At 43.0% G+C, this 15,633-nt stretch carries 15 protein-coding genes; all 15 read right to left on the reverse strand.

Annotation, left to right across the window (positions count from 1 at the left end; all coding sequences use genetic code 11):
* Nucleotides 1–4: 4 nt before the first annotated feature.
* The 15 genes from rnhB to rpsB all read right to left on the reverse strand — a co-directional run bounded on the left by rnhB (nt 5) and on the right by rpsB (nt 15,035).
* The gene (rnhB, locus tag PSF11_RS18535; protein WP_004916745.1) at nt 5–598 is read right to left on the reverse strand and encodes a ribonuclease HII; all 594 of its coding nucleotides are present in this window, start codon (nt 596–598) and stop codon (nt 5–7) included.
* A complete protein-coding gene (gene lpxB / locus PSF11_RS18540; RefSeq protein WP_036943426.1) occupies nt 598–1,752 on the reverse strand; it encodes a lipid-A-disaccharide synthase in 1,155 nt (384 codons plus the stop codon). The genes rnhB and lpxB overlap by 1 nt, the downstream gene beginning before the upstream one ends.
* A gap of 47 nt (nt 1,753–1,799) precedes the next feature.
* A complete protein-coding gene (gene lpxA / locus PSF11_RS18545; protein WP_004916754.1) occupies nt 1,800–2,597 on the reverse strand; it encodes an acyl-ACP--UDP-N-acetylglucosamine O-acyltransferase in 798 nt (265 codons plus the stop codon).
* Nucleotide 2,598: 1 nt separating this feature from the next.
* Nucleotides 2,599–3,051 carry a 3-hydroxyacyl-ACP dehydratase FabZ gene (gene fabZ, locus PSF11_RS18550; RefSeq protein ID WP_004916757.1) on the reverse strand — a complete coding sequence of 151 codons (453 nt, stop codon included), beginning with the start codon at nt 3,049–3,051 and terminating at the stop codon, nt 2,599–2,601.
* 130 nt (nt 3,052–3,181) lie between these two features.
* The gene (gene lpxD, locus PSF11_RS18555; protein WP_004916761.1) at nt 3,182–4,219 is read right to left on the reverse strand and encodes a UDP-3-O-(3-hydroxymyristoyl)glucosamine N-acyltransferase; all 1,038 of its coding nucleotides are present in this window, start codon (nt 4,217–4,219) and stop codon (nt 3,182–3,184) included.
* Between the two features lie 3 nt (nt 4,220–4,222).
* On the reverse strand, nt 4,223–4,717 hold the full coding sequence (gene skp, locus PSF11_RS18560) for a molecular chaperone Skp (protein WP_004916764.1): 495 nt from the start codon (nt 4,715–4,717) through the stop codon (nt 4,223–4,225).
* A 90-nt stretch (nt 4,718–4,807) separates the two neighbouring features.
* A complete protein-coding gene (gene bamA, locus PSF11_RS18565) occupies nt 4,808–7,222 on the reverse strand; it encodes an outer membrane protein assembly factor BamA (RefSeq protein WP_004916767.1) in 2,415 nt (804 codons plus the stop codon).
* Between the two features lie 40 nt (nt 7,223–7,262).
* On the reverse strand, nt 7,263–8,615 hold the full coding sequence (gene rseP, locus PSF11_RS18570; protein ID WP_004916769.1) for a sigma E protease regulator RseP: 1,353 nt from the start codon (nt 8,613–8,615) through the stop codon (nt 7,263–7,265).
* Between the two features lie 8 nt (nt 8,616–8,623).
* Nucleotides 8,624–9,487 (reverse strand): phosphatidate cytidylyltransferase, encoded by an 864-nt coding sequence (cdsA, locus tag PSF11_RS18575; protein WP_072502891.1) that lies wholly within the window; start codon nt 9,485–9,487, stop codon nt 8,624–8,626.
* Nucleotides 9,488–9,499: 12 nt separating this feature from the next.
* Nucleotides 9,500–10,252: a polyprenyl diphosphate synthase gene (gene uppS, locus PSF11_RS18580; protein WP_004916773.1), complete on the reverse strand. Its 753-nt coding sequence runs from the start codon at nt 10,250–10,252 to the stop codon at nt 9,500–9,502.
* 180 nt (nt 10,253–10,432) lie between these two features.
* Nucleotides 10,433–11,632 carry a 1-deoxy-D-xylulose-5-phosphate reductoisomerase gene (gene ispC / locus PSF11_RS18585; RefSeq protein WP_036943421.1) on the reverse strand — a complete coding sequence of 400 codons (1,200 nt, stop codon included), beginning with the start codon at nt 11,630–11,632 and terminating at the stop codon, nt 10,433–10,435.
* A 134-nt stretch (nt 11,633–11,766) separates the two neighbouring features.
* Complete coding sequence (gene frr / locus PSF11_RS18590; protein WP_004916781.1) at nt 11,767–12,324, reverse strand: ribosome recycling factor; 558 nt, start codon at nt 12,322–12,324, stop codon at nt 11,767–11,769.
* Nucleotides 12,325–12,432: 108 nt separating this feature from the next.
* The gene (pyrH, locus tag PSF11_RS18595) at nt 12,433–13,161 is read right to left on the reverse strand and encodes a UMP kinase (protein ID WP_004916784.1); all 729 of its coding nucleotides are present in this window, start codon (nt 13,159–13,161) and stop codon (nt 12,433–12,435) included.
* Between the two features lie 153 nt (nt 13,162–13,314).
* Entirely contained in the window at nt 13,315–14,166 is an 852-nt protein-coding gene (tsf, locus tag PSF11_RS18600; protein WP_004916787.1) for a translation elongation factor Ts, read from the reverse strand.
* A gap of 143 nt (nt 14,167–14,309) precedes the next feature.
* The gene (gene rpsB / locus PSF11_RS18605) at nt 14,310–15,035 is read right to left on the reverse strand and encodes a 30S ribosomal protein S2 (RefSeq protein WP_004916790.1); all 726 of its coding nucleotides are present in this window, start codon (nt 15,033–15,035) and stop codon (nt 14,310–14,312) included.
* Nucleotides 15,036–15,633: the final 598 nt, after the last annotated feature.

The raw sequence follows: 15,633 nt of genomic DNA on the forward strand, positions 1-15,633 counted from the left end.
ATACTCAATCTTTCGCTTCTAATGCACGGCGCACAGGAGCAAAACTCTTGCGATGAAATTTTGTTGCGCCAAACTGTGCCAGTTTTTCTAAATGATAAGCCGTCGGATAGCCCTTATGTTTTGCAAAACCATATTCTGGATAAGCTTTATCTAGCTCAACCATTTCTCGGTCTCTAACCACTTTGGCTAAAATTGATGCCGCGCTTATTTCCTGCACTAAACTATCACCTTTAATCACCGCTTGTGAAGGCATTGATAAGGTTGGGCAACGGTTACCATCCACTAAAACAAAATCAGGTGTTATGCTTAAACCAGCAACAGCACGTTGCATCGCAAGCATGGTGGCATGCAGGATATTGATTTCATCAATTTCTTCAGGTTCGGCTCGCCCAATACACCAGCACAAGGCTTTTTCTTGGATCTCAACAAAGAGTTTTTCGCGTTTTTTCTCGGTGAGTTTTTTTGAGTCAGTCAAGCCAATGATTGGATTTTTAGGATCCAATATTACAGCGGCGGTCACCACCGCACCAACAAGGGGGCCGCGCCCAACTTCATCTACGCCAGCAATTAAGTTGGCTTTTGGGTATATAAAATCCATTAATTTCGAACCAAATCCAATACAGCTTCAGCCGCTTGTTTATCTGCATCACAGCGGATCAATTGATGGAGCTGTAAAAATGTTGCTTTTAATTGTTCTACCTGTTCGCCGCCTTCCAGTAAGGGAATTAGCTGCTGAGCTAACTTTTCAGGTTGGCACTCTTCCTGTAGTAACTCTTTGACTATCTCTTTTTCAGCTAACAAATTAGGCAATGAAACATAGGGTGTCTTTACTAAACGTTTTGCCAACCAAAAAGTAAATGGTTTCATACGATAACCCACTACCATTGGACATTTCGCTAGCATACATTCAAGAGCCGCCGTTCCCGATGCGAGCAACGTCGCATCCGCCGCGATCATCGCATCTCTGCCTTGGCCATCTAACATATGGACAGCTAGCTCTGGAGCGACTTGTTGACGGATCGCTTCAAACTGTTCACGCCGTTTTTGGTTGACCAAAGGCACGACAATGTGAAGATCCGTAAAATGCTGTTGTAAAATTTTCGCTGTTTTCAAAAAATCAGCACTTAGCATTTCAACTTCTGAGTGACGGCTGCCCGGTAAGAGGGCTAAACACTTCCCTTCTTCAGGTATACCAATGCGTTGCCTTGCCGCTGTTTTATCGACATGAAGCGGGATAGCATCTGCCATTGTGTGCCCAATAAAGCGACACGGAACATTAAAACGATCATAGAAGGCTTTTTCAAACGGCAAAAAGGCAAGCACTAAATTTGTTGCTCGACCAATTTTGAAGACGCGTTTCTGCCGCCATGCCCACACAGAAGGGCTGACGTAATGAATGGTTTTAATGCCTTTTGATTTTAACTTCCCTTCAAGGGTGATATTAAAATCAGGTGCATCAATACCAACAAAGATATCTGGCTGTAATTGTGTAAAGCGTTCGGTAAGATCTTTGCGAATAGCGAGTAACCGAGGAAGCCTGCCAAGCACTTCAACAATCCCCATTACCGCTAACTCTTCCATCTCATACCAAGCTTCACAGCCTTCTGCTTGCATTAAAGGCCCTGCGACACCTACAAAACGTGCATCAGGTACTTGTGCTTTGAGTGCTCGGATAAGCCCTGCGCCGAGTATATCGCCGGATGTTTCCCCAGCAACAAGGCCAATAGTAAGTGGGCGGTGATGATTCGCCAAAATGATCTCCTTAATAAAGGCCCTGACTTCGTTATCTTAACTACCGACTAACGAATAATACCACGATTAGACTCTGCGGAGTTCTCAAGGAACTCGCTGAACACTTTCACATGCGGGTTAGCTTGTGCAAGTTGAGCGATTTCGCTACGTGCTTCCTCTAGTGATTTACCTGAACGATAAAGGACTTTGTAAGCATTACGAATCGCATGTAGAGACTCTTTATCAAAACCGCGACGCTTCAAGCCTTCAATATTCAGGCCATAAGGCGTTGCATGGTTACCTTGCGCAATGACGTAAGGTGGAACATCTTGCGCCACACCTGAACAACCGCCAACCATAACATGAGCACCAATTTGGCAAAATTGATGAACGGCAGTCATTCCGCCAATAATTGCGAAGTCACCTAAAATAACATGACCACCCAGTGTACCGTTGTTTGCAATGATGCAGCGGTTACCAATAATACAATCGTGGGCAATATGCACATTCACCATAAATAGGTTATCGTCACCCACTTTGGTTAAACTACCGCCTTGGATCGTTCCGCGATGGATAGTGACACTTTCTCTTATACGGTTTCTGTCACCGATCTCGACTCGTGTTGGTTCACCTTGGTATTTCAGGTCTTGGTTGATTTCACCAATCGATGCGAACTGGAAGATCACATTGTCACGGCCAATTTTGGTGTGGCCATTAACAACAATGTGCGATTTGAGCTCAGTGCCTTCGCCGATTTCAACGTTAGCACCAATATAACAAAAAGGGCCAATACGAACATTGGCACCAATAATAGCTCCATCTTCGACAATCGATGAGGGATGAATACAGGCTGTTTTATCAATCATATCAGACCTCACGGCGACGGGCGCACATCATTTCAGCTTCGCAGGCCACTTCTCCATCAACTTTTGCAACACCTTTAAAACGTGCAACACCGCGACGTTCTTTAATAAACTCGACTTCGAGGATCATCTGATCTCCCGGCAACACTGGGCGCTTGAAACGAGCATTATCAATCGCTGCAAAATAGTACAATTCACCCGGTTCTAGTTTACCAACGCTCTTAAATGCTAGGATACCTGTTGCTTGAGCCATTGCTTCTAGGATCAACACACCTGGAAAAATAGGTTTGCCCGGAAAGTGGCCTTGGAAAAAGGGTTCATTGAATGACACATTTTTTACTGCGCGCAGAGATTTTCCTTTTTCAAAATCCAGTACACGGTCAACCAAAAGGAATGGGTAACGGTGTGGAAGTAATTCTAAAATCTCTTCAATATTCAGAGTATGATTATCACTCATCGAAATACTCTTCCTGTCTATTAATACAATTTAATTAACGAATCGGCCTGCTTTAACCATAAAGTTAGGTTAACTGGCAGGCCGGAAAAACGTAACTCAGTCGATTATTTTAACCTGAATTACGAAATGATTACTGATTTTTTTGAGTTTGACTATCTAATTCACGCTCAACAGCTTTTAAGCGCTTATTCATCTCATTGATATTCAAAACCAAAGCTGCTGTTTTACGCCAAACTTTATTAGGCTGTAAAGGAATACCAGAAGAGTATACACCAGGTTCAGTGATTGGTCTCATAACCATTCCCATCCCTGTGACAGTCACCTTATCGCAAATTTCCATGTGACCGTTAATAACACTCGCACCACCAATCATGCAGTAGCGACCAATTTTCAAGCTACCCGCCATGATAACGCCACCTGCTACGGCGGTATTATCACCGATGGTTACGTTGTGTGCTATCTGACATTGGTTATCAATAATAACACCATTACCAATAACTGTATTATCTAGCGCACCACGATCAATTGTTGTACAAGCGCCAATTTCTACGCGATCGCCAATAATAACTGTGCCTAGCTGAGGAATTTTGACCCAATTGCCACGATCATTCGCGTAGCCAAAACCATCAGAACCGATAACAGCTCCTGATTGGATCAAGCAGTGTTCACCAATTTCAACATTATGGTAAACGCTAACATTCGCCCATAAACGCGTACCAGCCCCGATACGAGTATTTTTACCAACAAAACAACCTGCGCCAATAACAACGTTATCGCCTAACACAACGCCGCTTTCAATCACGGCATTCGCCCCAATCGCCACGTTGTTTCCTAACTTCGCCCCTTCATCGATAACGGCTGACGAATGGATATTCTCTGCTGGGCTTGGCGTTGTATCCATGATTTGTGCCATGCGAGCATAGGCAAGATAAGGGTTATCGACTACCAGCGCCGCCACTTTACAAGCATCAAGATCTTTCGCTGTTAATACCACAGCGGCAGCCTGACACTCAGCGAGTTTGTCGCTGTAGCGACTATCTGATAGGAATGTAATTTGCTGATTATTTGCTGAATACATCGGTGCAATACCGGTGATGACGATATCGCCATCACCGTGTAACTGTGCATTCAACTGCTGAGCGAGGTCAGCCAATCGAATTGAGGACATCTATTATTTAACCTGTTTTTGAACCTTACTCGTGATGTCTACGCTATCTTTGGCATATGCAACAGCATTTGCATCGATAACCACATCATAACCTTCTTTGGCTGCAACAGATTTAATAGAATCCTGAATACGACTTAGGATTTTGTTACGCTCTTCCATTTGACGACGACGGTTGTCTTCTTCAAATTTTTGCGCTTTTTCTGCGAACTGATCACGTTTAGCCATCAGCTCTTTTTCTTGTTTTTCACGTTCGCTTTGCTTCATTGTTGCACCATCACGACGTAATTTTTCTACGCGTGATTGAAGGTCTTTTTCTAAATTTTGCAACTCTGTCGCACGGCTTTTGAATTCACTTTCAAGCTGTTTAGCTACAGCTTCGCGCGCTGGCATTTTTTGGAAAATTTCGCCAACGTTCACGACTGCAATTTTATCTGCATAAGCACCTGCTGACATCGCCAAAGCCAGAGTGACACCCGCCGCACACAACAATTTTTTCACACGAAACTCCTTAACCCATATTTATGGCTGGAAATTTTGGTCACCCTCACAATATATGCAAGGGCTTTCCTTAGATAGAGACGTTCTAGATTACCACGTTCTACCAATATTAAATTGGAACTGTTCTGATTTATCCCCTTCGTAATCCTTAATAGGTTGCGCATAGGAGAAGACCAGAGGCCCAAGCGGTGACATCCACTGTAGAGCAACCCCCGTAGAAACACGGACGTTTGTTGCTTTACCATAATCTGGCATGCCTTTACGCCAATCTGCATTGATACTGTTCCAGTTGGTATCCCATACTGTACCCGCATCAACAAATAACGATGTACGAACTGTATTTGAGTATTTCTCATCGATAAATGGAGTTGGTGTAATCAGCTCAAAGGACGCCGCATACATCGCATTACCACCTACCGCATCGCTTGATGGGCTACCCGGTTCAGGCTCACCTTTACCATTAACATTTTTCAGATAAACCGCTTTTGGCCCGATATTGTTAGAACGGAAACCACGCAGCGTACTTGAACCACCAGCATAGAAGTTTTCATAGAATGGCATTTGCTTGCTGCCAAGACCATCCCCGTAACCTGCTTGTGCACGACCTAAGATAACCCAAGTCTCATCTTCATTGATTGGGTAGTACTGTGCTGTATCAAAACGCAGTTTGTAGTACTCGTTATCAGAGCCTGGAACGGTGATTTTACCTGAAACACTGGTTTTATTACCCGATGTCGGGAAGAAACCACGGTTCAAGGAATTATAAGTCCAACCTAAGTTAACGGTGAAGTCATCCGCATTAAATTTCTCTTTATTGCGACCATCATCATTAATTGGTGGCTTATCGCCCATAGAATAGAGGTAATCCCACATTGCTGCTTGCGGACGCATATCAGACAATGAGTTATGAACGTAACCTGCACCAACACGGAATGAGTTATTCTCGTTGAATGGGAAGCTTAAGAACGTATCTAAACCATAGGTTTTATTGGTATAGCCAGACAAGTCAGCATCTTTCGCACGGAAATCATTATAGAAAACACGCCCGCCTAAGCTCACACCATTAACGGTGAAGTAAGGATCCGTAAACGACATTTCAACGTTGGTTGAGTAATCGTTTTTGCTTGCGTTGATCCCAACCGCATTACCGGTTCCTAACCAGTTGTCTTGACTTACACCGACTTGGAAACTCACACCACTTTCAGTACCGAAACCGACACCAAAGTTCATGGAGCCTGTATTACGCTCTTTAACTTTGTAGACCACATCGACTTGGTCTGGGCTACCCGGTACACGTTGCGTTTCGACATCAACAGTTTCAAAGAAACCCGTACGGTTAAGACGCTCTTTGCCTAATTCGACTAAATCATTACCAAGCCAAGCCCCTTCCATCTGGCGCATTTCACGACGGAGAACGGAGTCTTTACTTGTGTCATTACCTTGGAAACGGATTTGACGAACATAAAAGCGGTTACCTGCATCAATATTGACATGCAGTTTGACCGTTTTATCTTCATCATTAATTTCAGGTTGTGTCATTACACGAGGATAGGCATAACCATAACGACCAAGAAGATCCTTGATTTTGTTTTCCATACTCGTCACCTGCGTGCCGTTATACAGCTCGCCTGGGGTGATCGTAATGAGTTCTTGAATTTCAGTCAGATGATCTGCGGTATTACCATTAATTTCCACACCAGAGATCTTATATTGATCGCCTTCAGTGACATTAATTGTAATGTAGATATCTTTTTTGTCTGGCGTCAAACTGACTTGAGTGGAATCAATATTGAAACGCGCATAGCCACGGTCAAGATAGAAGCTACGAAGAGTTTCTAAATCACCAGCCAGTTTTTGTTTTTGATATTTTTGGTCTGCCGCTAGGTTCCACCATGGCACATCATCACGCAATTGGAATTTATTAACCAATTCAGCCGTCGTGTAATTTTTGTTTCCTACGACGTTAATCTGCTGAATTTTTGCAGACACGCCCTCAGAGAACACAAATTTTAAATCTACACGGTTACGAGGCAGTGGCGTAGCCACTGCTTTTACTGTCGCATTGTATTTACCAACACTATAGTAAAAGTCTTCCAGACCTTTCTCGATATTCGCTATTTTCGTGCGGTCCAAAGCCTCACCAACACGAATGTTTGATGCTTCCAAGTTTTGTTTGAGCATATCATCTTTAACAGATTTATTGCCTGTAAAAGTGATACTCGCGATGGTTGGTCGCTCTTTAACTTGAACGATCAGCGTGTTTCCATCACGCAGGACCCTAACATCTTCGAAGTTGCCAGTAGAGAATAGAGATCGAATTGAACGGCTAATATCTTCGTTATCAATCGAGTCACCTACCCTGACAGGCATGTTCAATAATGCTGCACCAACGGCGACGCGTTGTAGACCTTCGAAACGAATGTCCTTAACTACGAATCCGTCTGAACCGTATGCAGTCGCGCTGCCAAATAGCAGCGACGCTATGAGCAACTTTTTCATCGCCATCGTTGTTATGCGTATTCCTTACTGGTCCCCAGCTTACTTGTTAGAAGCGAGAGAAATCATTAAAAAGTGCAAGTCCCATTAACAGAATCAATGCCATTGCACCTATCCGATAACTAAAGTCTTGTACTCGCTCAGACACTGGACTTCCTTTAATTTTCTCAATTAACAGGAAGAGCAAGTGCCCCCCATCTAATACAGGCAATGGAAACAAATTGATAATGCCCAAGTTTACGCTTATCAGCGCAATGAACATCAAATAATATACCAAGCCTGACTCTGCCGATACCCCTGCACCTTTCGCAATAGATATCGGTCCACTCAAGTTGTTAAGTTTGACATCCCCAACAACGAGTTTGCCCATCATATTCACGGTCAGTTTCATCAACTGCCACGTTTTATCGCTAGCTTGATAGATGGCAGAAAATGGCCCATATTGCTGCACCATTCTATATTCATCTGCTAACGGTAACACTGAAAGTTCAACTCCCGCAAATCCAATTTGCTCGCCACCCTTTCCATTTTGACTATCAGGCGTCAATGTGAGTGAGATGATCTGATTATTTCTTTCAACAGCTAACTTCAACGGTTGATTCGGACTATTACGAATCAACCGAGTTACCGGATTCCACAAATCTAATGTTTCGCCATTTACGCTAACAATTCTATCTCCGGGTTGCAAACCTGCTCGCTCACCAGCTAAACCCGGTGAAACTTTCGATATCACAGGATCAATTCTAGCGGAAACCGGCATAATTCCCATGGAAAGAACGGGATCTTGCTTTTCAGGATCAAATTGCCATGCGGTTAAATCTACCGTTTTAGTCACTGGTTCACTAAACCCTTGAGGCAATACGGACACAGTGAGTTCACTGTCGCCAATTTTGCCAACTAAGGCTAATCGAATTGAATTCCAGTCAGGCGTTTCGATACCATCAATCGATTTTAGTTCCATTCCCGGCAAAATATTTGCACTAGCGGCAACGGAGCCAGGTTTCACATCTTCAATCACAGGGCGTACTGATGGAATCCCCATCATGAACACCACCCAGTAGACAACAATTGCAAGTAAAAAGTTCGCAATTGGGCCAGCACTAATGATGGCGGCTCTCTGACCAACCGTTTTATTGTTAAACGCTAAATGACGGCGTTCAGGTGACACATCACCGACGCGCTCATCAAGCATTTTGACATAACCGCCTAGCGGGATCAGGGCAATAACAAATTCGGTTCCTTGTCGATCCACCTTGCGCCATAACGTTTTCCCAAAGCCGATAGAAAAACGTTCTACATAAACACCGCAGCGACGTGCAACCCAAAAGTGACCAAATTCATGTACGGTAATTAACACCCCAATGGCGATGATAAATGCCGCTAGACTCCAAAAAAATCCCATGTCTTATCCTAGAGACCGAACCCGTTAAAAACTAACAAATTTACCCCTGCAAATACAGGTATTGCCGCTGTTAGACTGTCAATTCGATCAAGAATTCCACCGTGACCAGGAATTAAATGGCTACTGTCTTTAATTCCTGACTGGCGTTTAAACATACTTTCCGTCAAATCACCGAACACAGATACTACAACAACAATAATTGATGTAACCAGCAAATAATCAGGCATTACTGGGATTGGCGCAAATGAACTAAATAGCCAAGAAATAATACCTGCGGTGATCAACCCACCAACAAGGCCTTCCCAGGTTTTACCGGGGGAAACCTTAGGTGCCATCTTATGGCGCCCCATTGTACGACCAAAGGCATAAGCACCTGAATCAGCACCCCACACCAGCAACATAACATATAGCAACCACCAAGCACCAAAAAAGGTGTCACTATGGTAACCAATGGTTCGAAGCACCATCATACCGCAATAAAAAGGAATGATAGTTAACAGCCCAAACAGTACACGTACTAACGCCGATTGCCCCCATGCTTTTGCCGATGCTGGGAAAGTAATCACAAGTAAAATTGCCACTATCCACCAAATAAGACCGGCCCATAAACCATATAAAATAAGCGGCTCATTCTTTAACGTTGTGATATCAGCAAAAGAGAACTGCATGGCTAGCAGTATGATGGCAAAAACCACCGCAAGACCAATTCGCTTAGCTTGTGTGTGCCAACCTGCAAATTGCGCCCATTCCCAAGCCCCTAAAGCACATACGGCAATCACCACATAACCAAAAGCGGCAGGTGAAAGCAAAAAAAGCGCAGCAATAACCAGCGGTATTAATACAATCGCTGTCATTAAACGATATTTCAGCACAATTTACCCCTTTTATTTAACGAGCTCATCATCAGACTCAGCTCCACCATAACGCCGCTCGCGTTGACTAAAAGCATCAATTGCATTCTGAAACACCATTTCATCAAAATCTGGCCACAGTACATTGGTGAAATAGAATTCCGCATAAGCAACCTGCCATAATAAAAAGTTACTGATACGGTGTTCTCCACCAGTTCTGATAACCAAATCAACATTTTCTTGATCATGCATACAAACATAATGGTCAATGGTATTTTCATTGATATCGTCAAGAGAAAGTTGCCCACTTTGTACGCGCGCAAAGATTTGCTTCATACTATTAGCAATATCCCAACGACCACCATAATTCGCCGCAATATTGAGTTTTAAGCCCGTGTTATTTGCAGTTAATTTTTCTGCTTTTTGAATACGTTTTTGAAGACGCTCACTAAATCGACTAATATCACCAATAACCAATAATTTTACATTATTTTTATGTAGATTCTTGACTTCATTATCTAACGCAAAAACAAATAGCTCCATCAGTGAACTGACTTCTTTTTCTGGTCTTCTCCAGTTTTCACTACTAAATGCATACAGCGTCAGTGAGCTAATCTTGTTTTTTACTGCAAAACGTACTGCATTACGCACAGACTCAACGCCAGCCTTGTGCCCTGTTATTCTTAGTTTTCCTCTCTGCTTTGCCCAACGCCCATTGCCATCCATGATAATCGCAACATGTTTTGGCAAGGCTGAATGAGAGAGATTTTCACCACTAGAGTTCATTAAATAGTAATCCTTGTATGCATAGCGTCGAGAATTCAGCATTATCATAACCGCTATTGTTGAGTTTGCTGATAAGACACATCCTTAATTCTCCGCTAAATACTGATATTATCTTTCGTTCTTATAAGCGTCACATATTAAAGACTTATTATACTTATCAGCAACTAAATAAATCACATACTAGACTGAAAATGTATGTTTGATTAGTTGTGCAGCTTCTCGACGAGCTTGATTGTCGATGTCTAAGACCTCATCAATCGAAACTGGTTCAGATAAATGCAATTTTTCTAATGTACTTAGGTTAATTTTTGCAATATCTGTAAAGCGTATTTTACCGTCCAAGAATGCAGCGACAGCGATTTCATTAGCGCCATTTAGAATAGTTGTGGCTGCTTGCCCAGCATGGCAGGCATCGATAGCCAATTTTAAACAAGGGTAACGTTGATAATCTGGCTGTACAAAGGTTAATGATGACAATTTTGTAAAATCTAACGGTTCGACACCAGAAGAAATACGCTGCGGATAAGCCATGCTGTATGAAATTGGGGTGCACATATCAGGCGTACCTAGCTGAGCTATCACGCTACCATCACGATAACGCACCATAGAATGGATAACGGATTGAGGGTGAATAATCACTTCCATTTGTTGTTGATTGGCATTAAAGAAATAACAAGCCTCAATATATTCAAGCCCCTTATTCATCATCGTCGCTGAATCAACAGAAATTTTACGCCCCATAGACCAATTTGGATGGTTGCATGCTTCGTCCGGCGTCACATTATCTAGGTGCGACAACGGAGTATCCCTAAAAGGACCACCAGAACCTGTCAAAATAATGCTTGAAATTCCCGAGGCCGATAAATCGGCAAAGCCCAAGTTGAGTTGAATGTTTTCAGGTAAACTTTGGAAAATCGCATTATGTTCGCTATCGATAGGAAAGACTGTCGCACCGTGCTCACGAATCGCATTAAAGAATAGACGACCGCTCGTGATCAGCGATTCTTTATTCGCTAATAAAATTCGTTTGCCTTTGCGGATTGCGGCTAAGGTAGGAAGTAGTCCAGCGACACCAGTAATAGCGGACATCACTTGGTCCGCATCATCCAAGCCTGCAAGTTGAATGGCAGCATCTGTTCCTGATAAAACTTCTGTTTTGCAATTATTTTCAGACAAAATTGCCCGTAATGCTTGAGCAGAAGATTCATCAGCCATAGAGGCGTATTGAGGTTGAAATTCAAGGCATTGGTTTGCTAATTCCGCCACATTGCGACCAGCAACTAAAGCGACAATTTGAAATTTATCACGGTTATTTCTGACAACAGAAAGTGTGCTTTTACCAATTGAACCTGTTGATCCTAGAATAGTAAGACGTTTCATTATGCGGATGCTCTGTATTTACTCAATACTGAGATTATATCAGCTTGAAAGGGAAGAAAGGATTTTTATTAGATATGAATGAATAAAGCCATCAGAGATTTCCCTCTAGATGGCTTTATTCGCTACTTGATAGATTAGAATTCCATCAATTCAGCTTCTTTCTGCGCTAATGCTTCATCAACTTTCTTAATGTAGCCATCAGTCAGTTTTTGGATGTCATCTTGTGAACGACGTTCTTCGTCTTCACTGATCTCTTTATCTTTCAGCAGGGCTTTAATTTTATCGTTCGCATCACGACGAATGTTACGAACAGCAACACGACCTTGCTCAGCTTCCGCTCTAACAACTTTGATCAGGTCTTTACGGCGCTCTTCTGTCAGTGGAGGAAGTGGAACACGGATAACAGTACCGGCAGAAGATGGGTTTAAACCTAAATCAGACGCCATAATCGCTTTTTCAATCGCGGGAGACATTGAGCGATCAAAGACTGAAATCGCTAAAGTACGCGCATCTTCAACAGTTACGTTAGCAAGTTGGCGCAAAGGCGTTGCGGCGCCATAATAGTCAACCATGATGCCATCAAGTAGGCTTGGTGACGCACGGCCTGTACGAACTTTACTGATTTGGTTTTTTAGTGCTTCAACACTCTTTTCCATACGGTCTTGAGCATCTTTTTTGATTTCATTAATCACGTTTTCAACCCTTAAGAACTGGTTATTAAAGGCCGCAATGCAGCCTCGCTTAAATTGTCTGAACTTATATTAGATAATACAGTTAAACGTGGTTGATGTCTCTGAGTATTAATTGTGAGAAATCAGAGTTCCTTCATTTTCACCCATTACAACACGACGTAGAGCGCCAGGTTTATTCATATTGAAAACACGAATAGGCAAGTTATGATCACGTGCTAACGTAAACGCTGCCAAATCCATCACTTTCAATTCACGCTCAAGCACCTCTTGATAAGTCAGCGTTTCATAAAGTACGGCATCTGGGTTCTTTGCAGGATCCGCTGAATAAACACCATCAACTTTTGTTGCTTTCAATACAACATCCGCTTCAATCTCAATACCACGTAAACACGCGGCAGAGTCAGTTGTAAAGAATGGGTTACCTGTTCCAGCAGAAAAAATCACAACACGACCATGGCGTAACAGACTGATAGCTTCAGCCCAGCTATAGTTATCACACACGCCGTTAAGAGGAATAGCAGACATCAGTCTTGCATTCACGTAAGCACGATGCAATGCATCACGCATCGCTAGCCCGTTCATCACAGTGGCTAGCATTCCCATATGGTCACCGACCACACGGTTCATCCCCGCCTGTGCCAAACCAGCACCACGAAACAGGTTACCACCGCCAATAACGACACCGACCTGTACACCCAGCTCTATAAGTTCTTTGATTTCCTGAGCCATACGATCTAAAACGCTAGCATCGATTCCAAAACCTTCTGCGCCTTGTAAGGCTTCGCCACTGAGCTTAAGCAGGATACGCTGATAAACGGGTTTTGCATTGGTTGCCATGGTGTTCTGTCCTACACAGATAATTTATTGGGGTAACACACGCAGAATACTTAAAGGTGGATTCTACGTACCTTAATTATTGAATTCGTTGTATTACTACAATGTATATTAAAACAGAGCCGCCAATCGGCGGCTCCTTGTAAAACTGACGACTTATTTGCTCATTGCAGCAACTTCAGCTGCAAAGTCAGTTTCAACTTTCTCAATACCTTCACCCACTTCGAAACGGATGAAGTTAGTGACTTTCGCATTTTTCTCTTTCAGCAGATCACCAACAGATTTGCTTGGATCCATCACGAAAGGCTGGCCAGTCAGAGAGATTTCGCCAGTAAATTTGTTCATACGGCCAGTAACCATTTTCTCTGCGATTTCGCGTGGTTTACCTGACTGCATAGCGATGTCTAATTGGATTTGGTGCTCGTGAGCAACAACGTCCGCTGGTACATCGTCTGGAGTAACATATTCAGGCTTGCTTGCAGCAATGTGCATTGCAATGTGTTTTAGCAGCTCTTCATCAGCGCCTTCAGCCGCAACCAAAACACCGATACGCGCACCGTGCAGGTAGCTACCTACTTGTGCACCGTCTAGGATTGCGACGCGACGAATGTTGATGTTTTCACCGATTTTAGCGACCAGAGCAGTACGTGCATCTTCGAATTTCGCTTTAACTGCTTCGATATCAGTATTTCTATCAGCGATAACAGAAGCCATAACTTCTTTACCAAATGCCAAGAAACCAGCATCTTTAGCAACGAAGTCAGTTTCACAGTTCAGTTCGATCAGAGCACCGCTTTTGCCATCAGCAAAAACTTCTGCAAGGATAACACCTTCAGCAGCAACACGGCCTGCTTTCTTAGCAGCTTTAGCTTGACCTGATTTACGCATGTTGTCGATTGCTAATTCGATATCACCATTAGCTTCAACTAGTGCTTTTTTACATTCCATCATACCTGCGCCAGTACGTTCGCGCAGTTCTTTTACCAATGCAGCGGTAATTCCAGACATGTGATTTATTCCTCGATATACCTCGTAGGGGGCTCCCTACAAGGGTCATTCTGATTCAGATAGATAAAAGGGGCCATATAGGCCCCCTTCTAACCATATAGCAATACCTGGTTTATAAGGGCTCTTTATTAGAGCAGGCCTTATTATTCAGCTTCTACTAAGCCTTCTTCTGCTTGAACAGCCAGATCCTGAGAACGACCTTCACGAACGGAAGTTGCTACAGCGCTCAGATACAATTTGATTGCACGGATTGCGTCGTCGTTACCAGGGATAACGAAGTCGATACCGTCTGGATCAGAGTTAGTATCAACGATAGCAAATACTGGGATACCCAGGTTGTTTGCTTCTTTGATAGCAATGTGTTCGTGTTCTGCATCGATAACGAACAGAGCGTCAGGTAAACCGCCCATATCTTTGATACCGCCTAAGCTGTTTTCTAACTTACCAAGTTCACGAGAACGCATCAGCGCTTCTTTTTTGGTCAGTTTGTCGAAAGTACCGTCTTGTGACTGAACTTCCAGATCTTTCAGACGTTTGATTGACTGACGAACAGTTTTCCAGTTAGTCAGCATACCACCTAACCAACGGTGGTTAACGAAATACTGGTCACAGCTATTAGCAGCTTCTTGAACGGCTTCGCTTGCTGCACGTTTAGTACCAACAAACAGAATCTTGCCTTTACGAGAAGCAATTTTAGTCAACTCAGCCAGAGCTTCGTTGAACATTGGAACGGTTTTTTCCAAGTTAATGATATGTACTTTGTTACGAGCGCCGAAAATGAAAGGTTTCATTTTAGGGTTCCAGTAACGAGTCTGGTGACCAAAGTGTACGCCCGCTTGTAGCATATCGCGCATGGAAACAGTTGCCATTTAATACCTCTGTATTTTAAGTAATTGGGGTTATGCCTCCACGGATCCCATAACACCGACTCCAAAGCTGCGCTAAAACGCATAAGAGCACCCCGGTGCATGTGTCGACCCGTGTGTGTTATACACAATTGAGTTTAGTTTTCGCTAATCCATAATGCCAATCGAATACGCTTTAACAGGGTAGCAAAACGATTTTTTCGAAGAGATAATGTGGATCGCCGGCGCGCTTTATACCATAAAATGGATCAATAAGCCAACTTTTGTTGTTTTTTTACGGGGTGAAAAAACACCATCAAATGGCTTGAATCTCTTCATTAAAACGAGGCGAAATCGCCTTGGTAAGCATCATTGAGCGTTTTATACACGGCGTATGGATAGCGTTTTTTCTTTTTATTATTTGATAAAAAAATCTTCAACGACAAATACTCGTGTTTCACTATCCATAATATCAGACCCAAAGTGTATTTGCTCTCAATACCTTTTATTTAATGGCGTACATTCCAGCCTGATATTTCACTCTAAAGGCTAAGAAGCATCAATGCCTAGTTGGCAGAAAATGCAGTGGCTGATACCATAAACATCATCATGTTGATATAGA

It is taken from the genome of Providencia sp. PROV119, from assembly GCF_028482435.1.
GTDB classification, from domain to species: Bacteria; Pseudomonadota; Gammaproteobacteria; order Enterobacterales; family Enterobacteriaceae; genus Providencia; species Providencia stuartii.

Bases quoted from the DNA above. Each gene is read 5' to 3' on its own strand.
- fabZ (WP_004916757.1), bottom strand. From the start codon at position 3,051: ATGAGTGATAATCATACTCTGAATATTGAAGAGATTTTAGAATTACTT.
- uppS (WP_004916773.1), bottom strand. From the start codon at position 10,252: ATGAACTCTAGTGGTGAAAATCTCTCTCATTCAGCCTTGCCAAAACAT.
- lpxD (WP_004916761.1), bottom strand. From the start codon at position 4,219: ATGTCCTCAATTCGATTGGCTGACCTCGCTCAGCAGTTGAATGCACAG.
- rpsB (WP_004916790.1), bottom strand. From the start codon at position 15,035: ATGGCAACTGTTTCCATGCGCGATATGCTACAAGCGGGCGTACACTTT.
- rnhB (WP_004916745.1), bottom strand. From the start codon at position 598: ATGGATTTTATATACCCAAAAGCCAACTTAATTGCTGGCGTAGATGAA.
- tsf (WP_004916787.1), bottom strand. From the start codon at position 14,166: ATGTCTGGAATTACCGCTGCATTGGTAAAAGAACTGCGCGAACGTACT.
- bamA (WP_004916767.1), bottom strand. From the start codon at position 7,222: ATGGCGATGAAAAAGTTGCTCATAGCGTCGCTGCTATTTGGCAGCGCG.
- lpxA (WP_004916754.1), bottom strand. From the start codon at position 2,597: ATGATTGATAAAACAGCCTGTATTCATCCCTCATCGATTGTCGAAGAT.
- pyrH (WP_004916784.1), bottom strand. From the start codon at position 13,161: ATGGCAACCAATGCAAAACCCGTTTATCAGCGTATCCTGCTTAAGCTC.
- ispC (WP_036943421.1), bottom strand. From the start codon at position 11,632: ATGAAACGTCTTACTATTCTAGGATCAACAGGTTCAATTGGTAAAAGC.
- rseP (WP_004916769.1), bottom strand. From the start codon at position 8,615: ATGGGATTTTTTTGGAGTCTAGCGGCATTTATCATCGCCATTGGGGTG.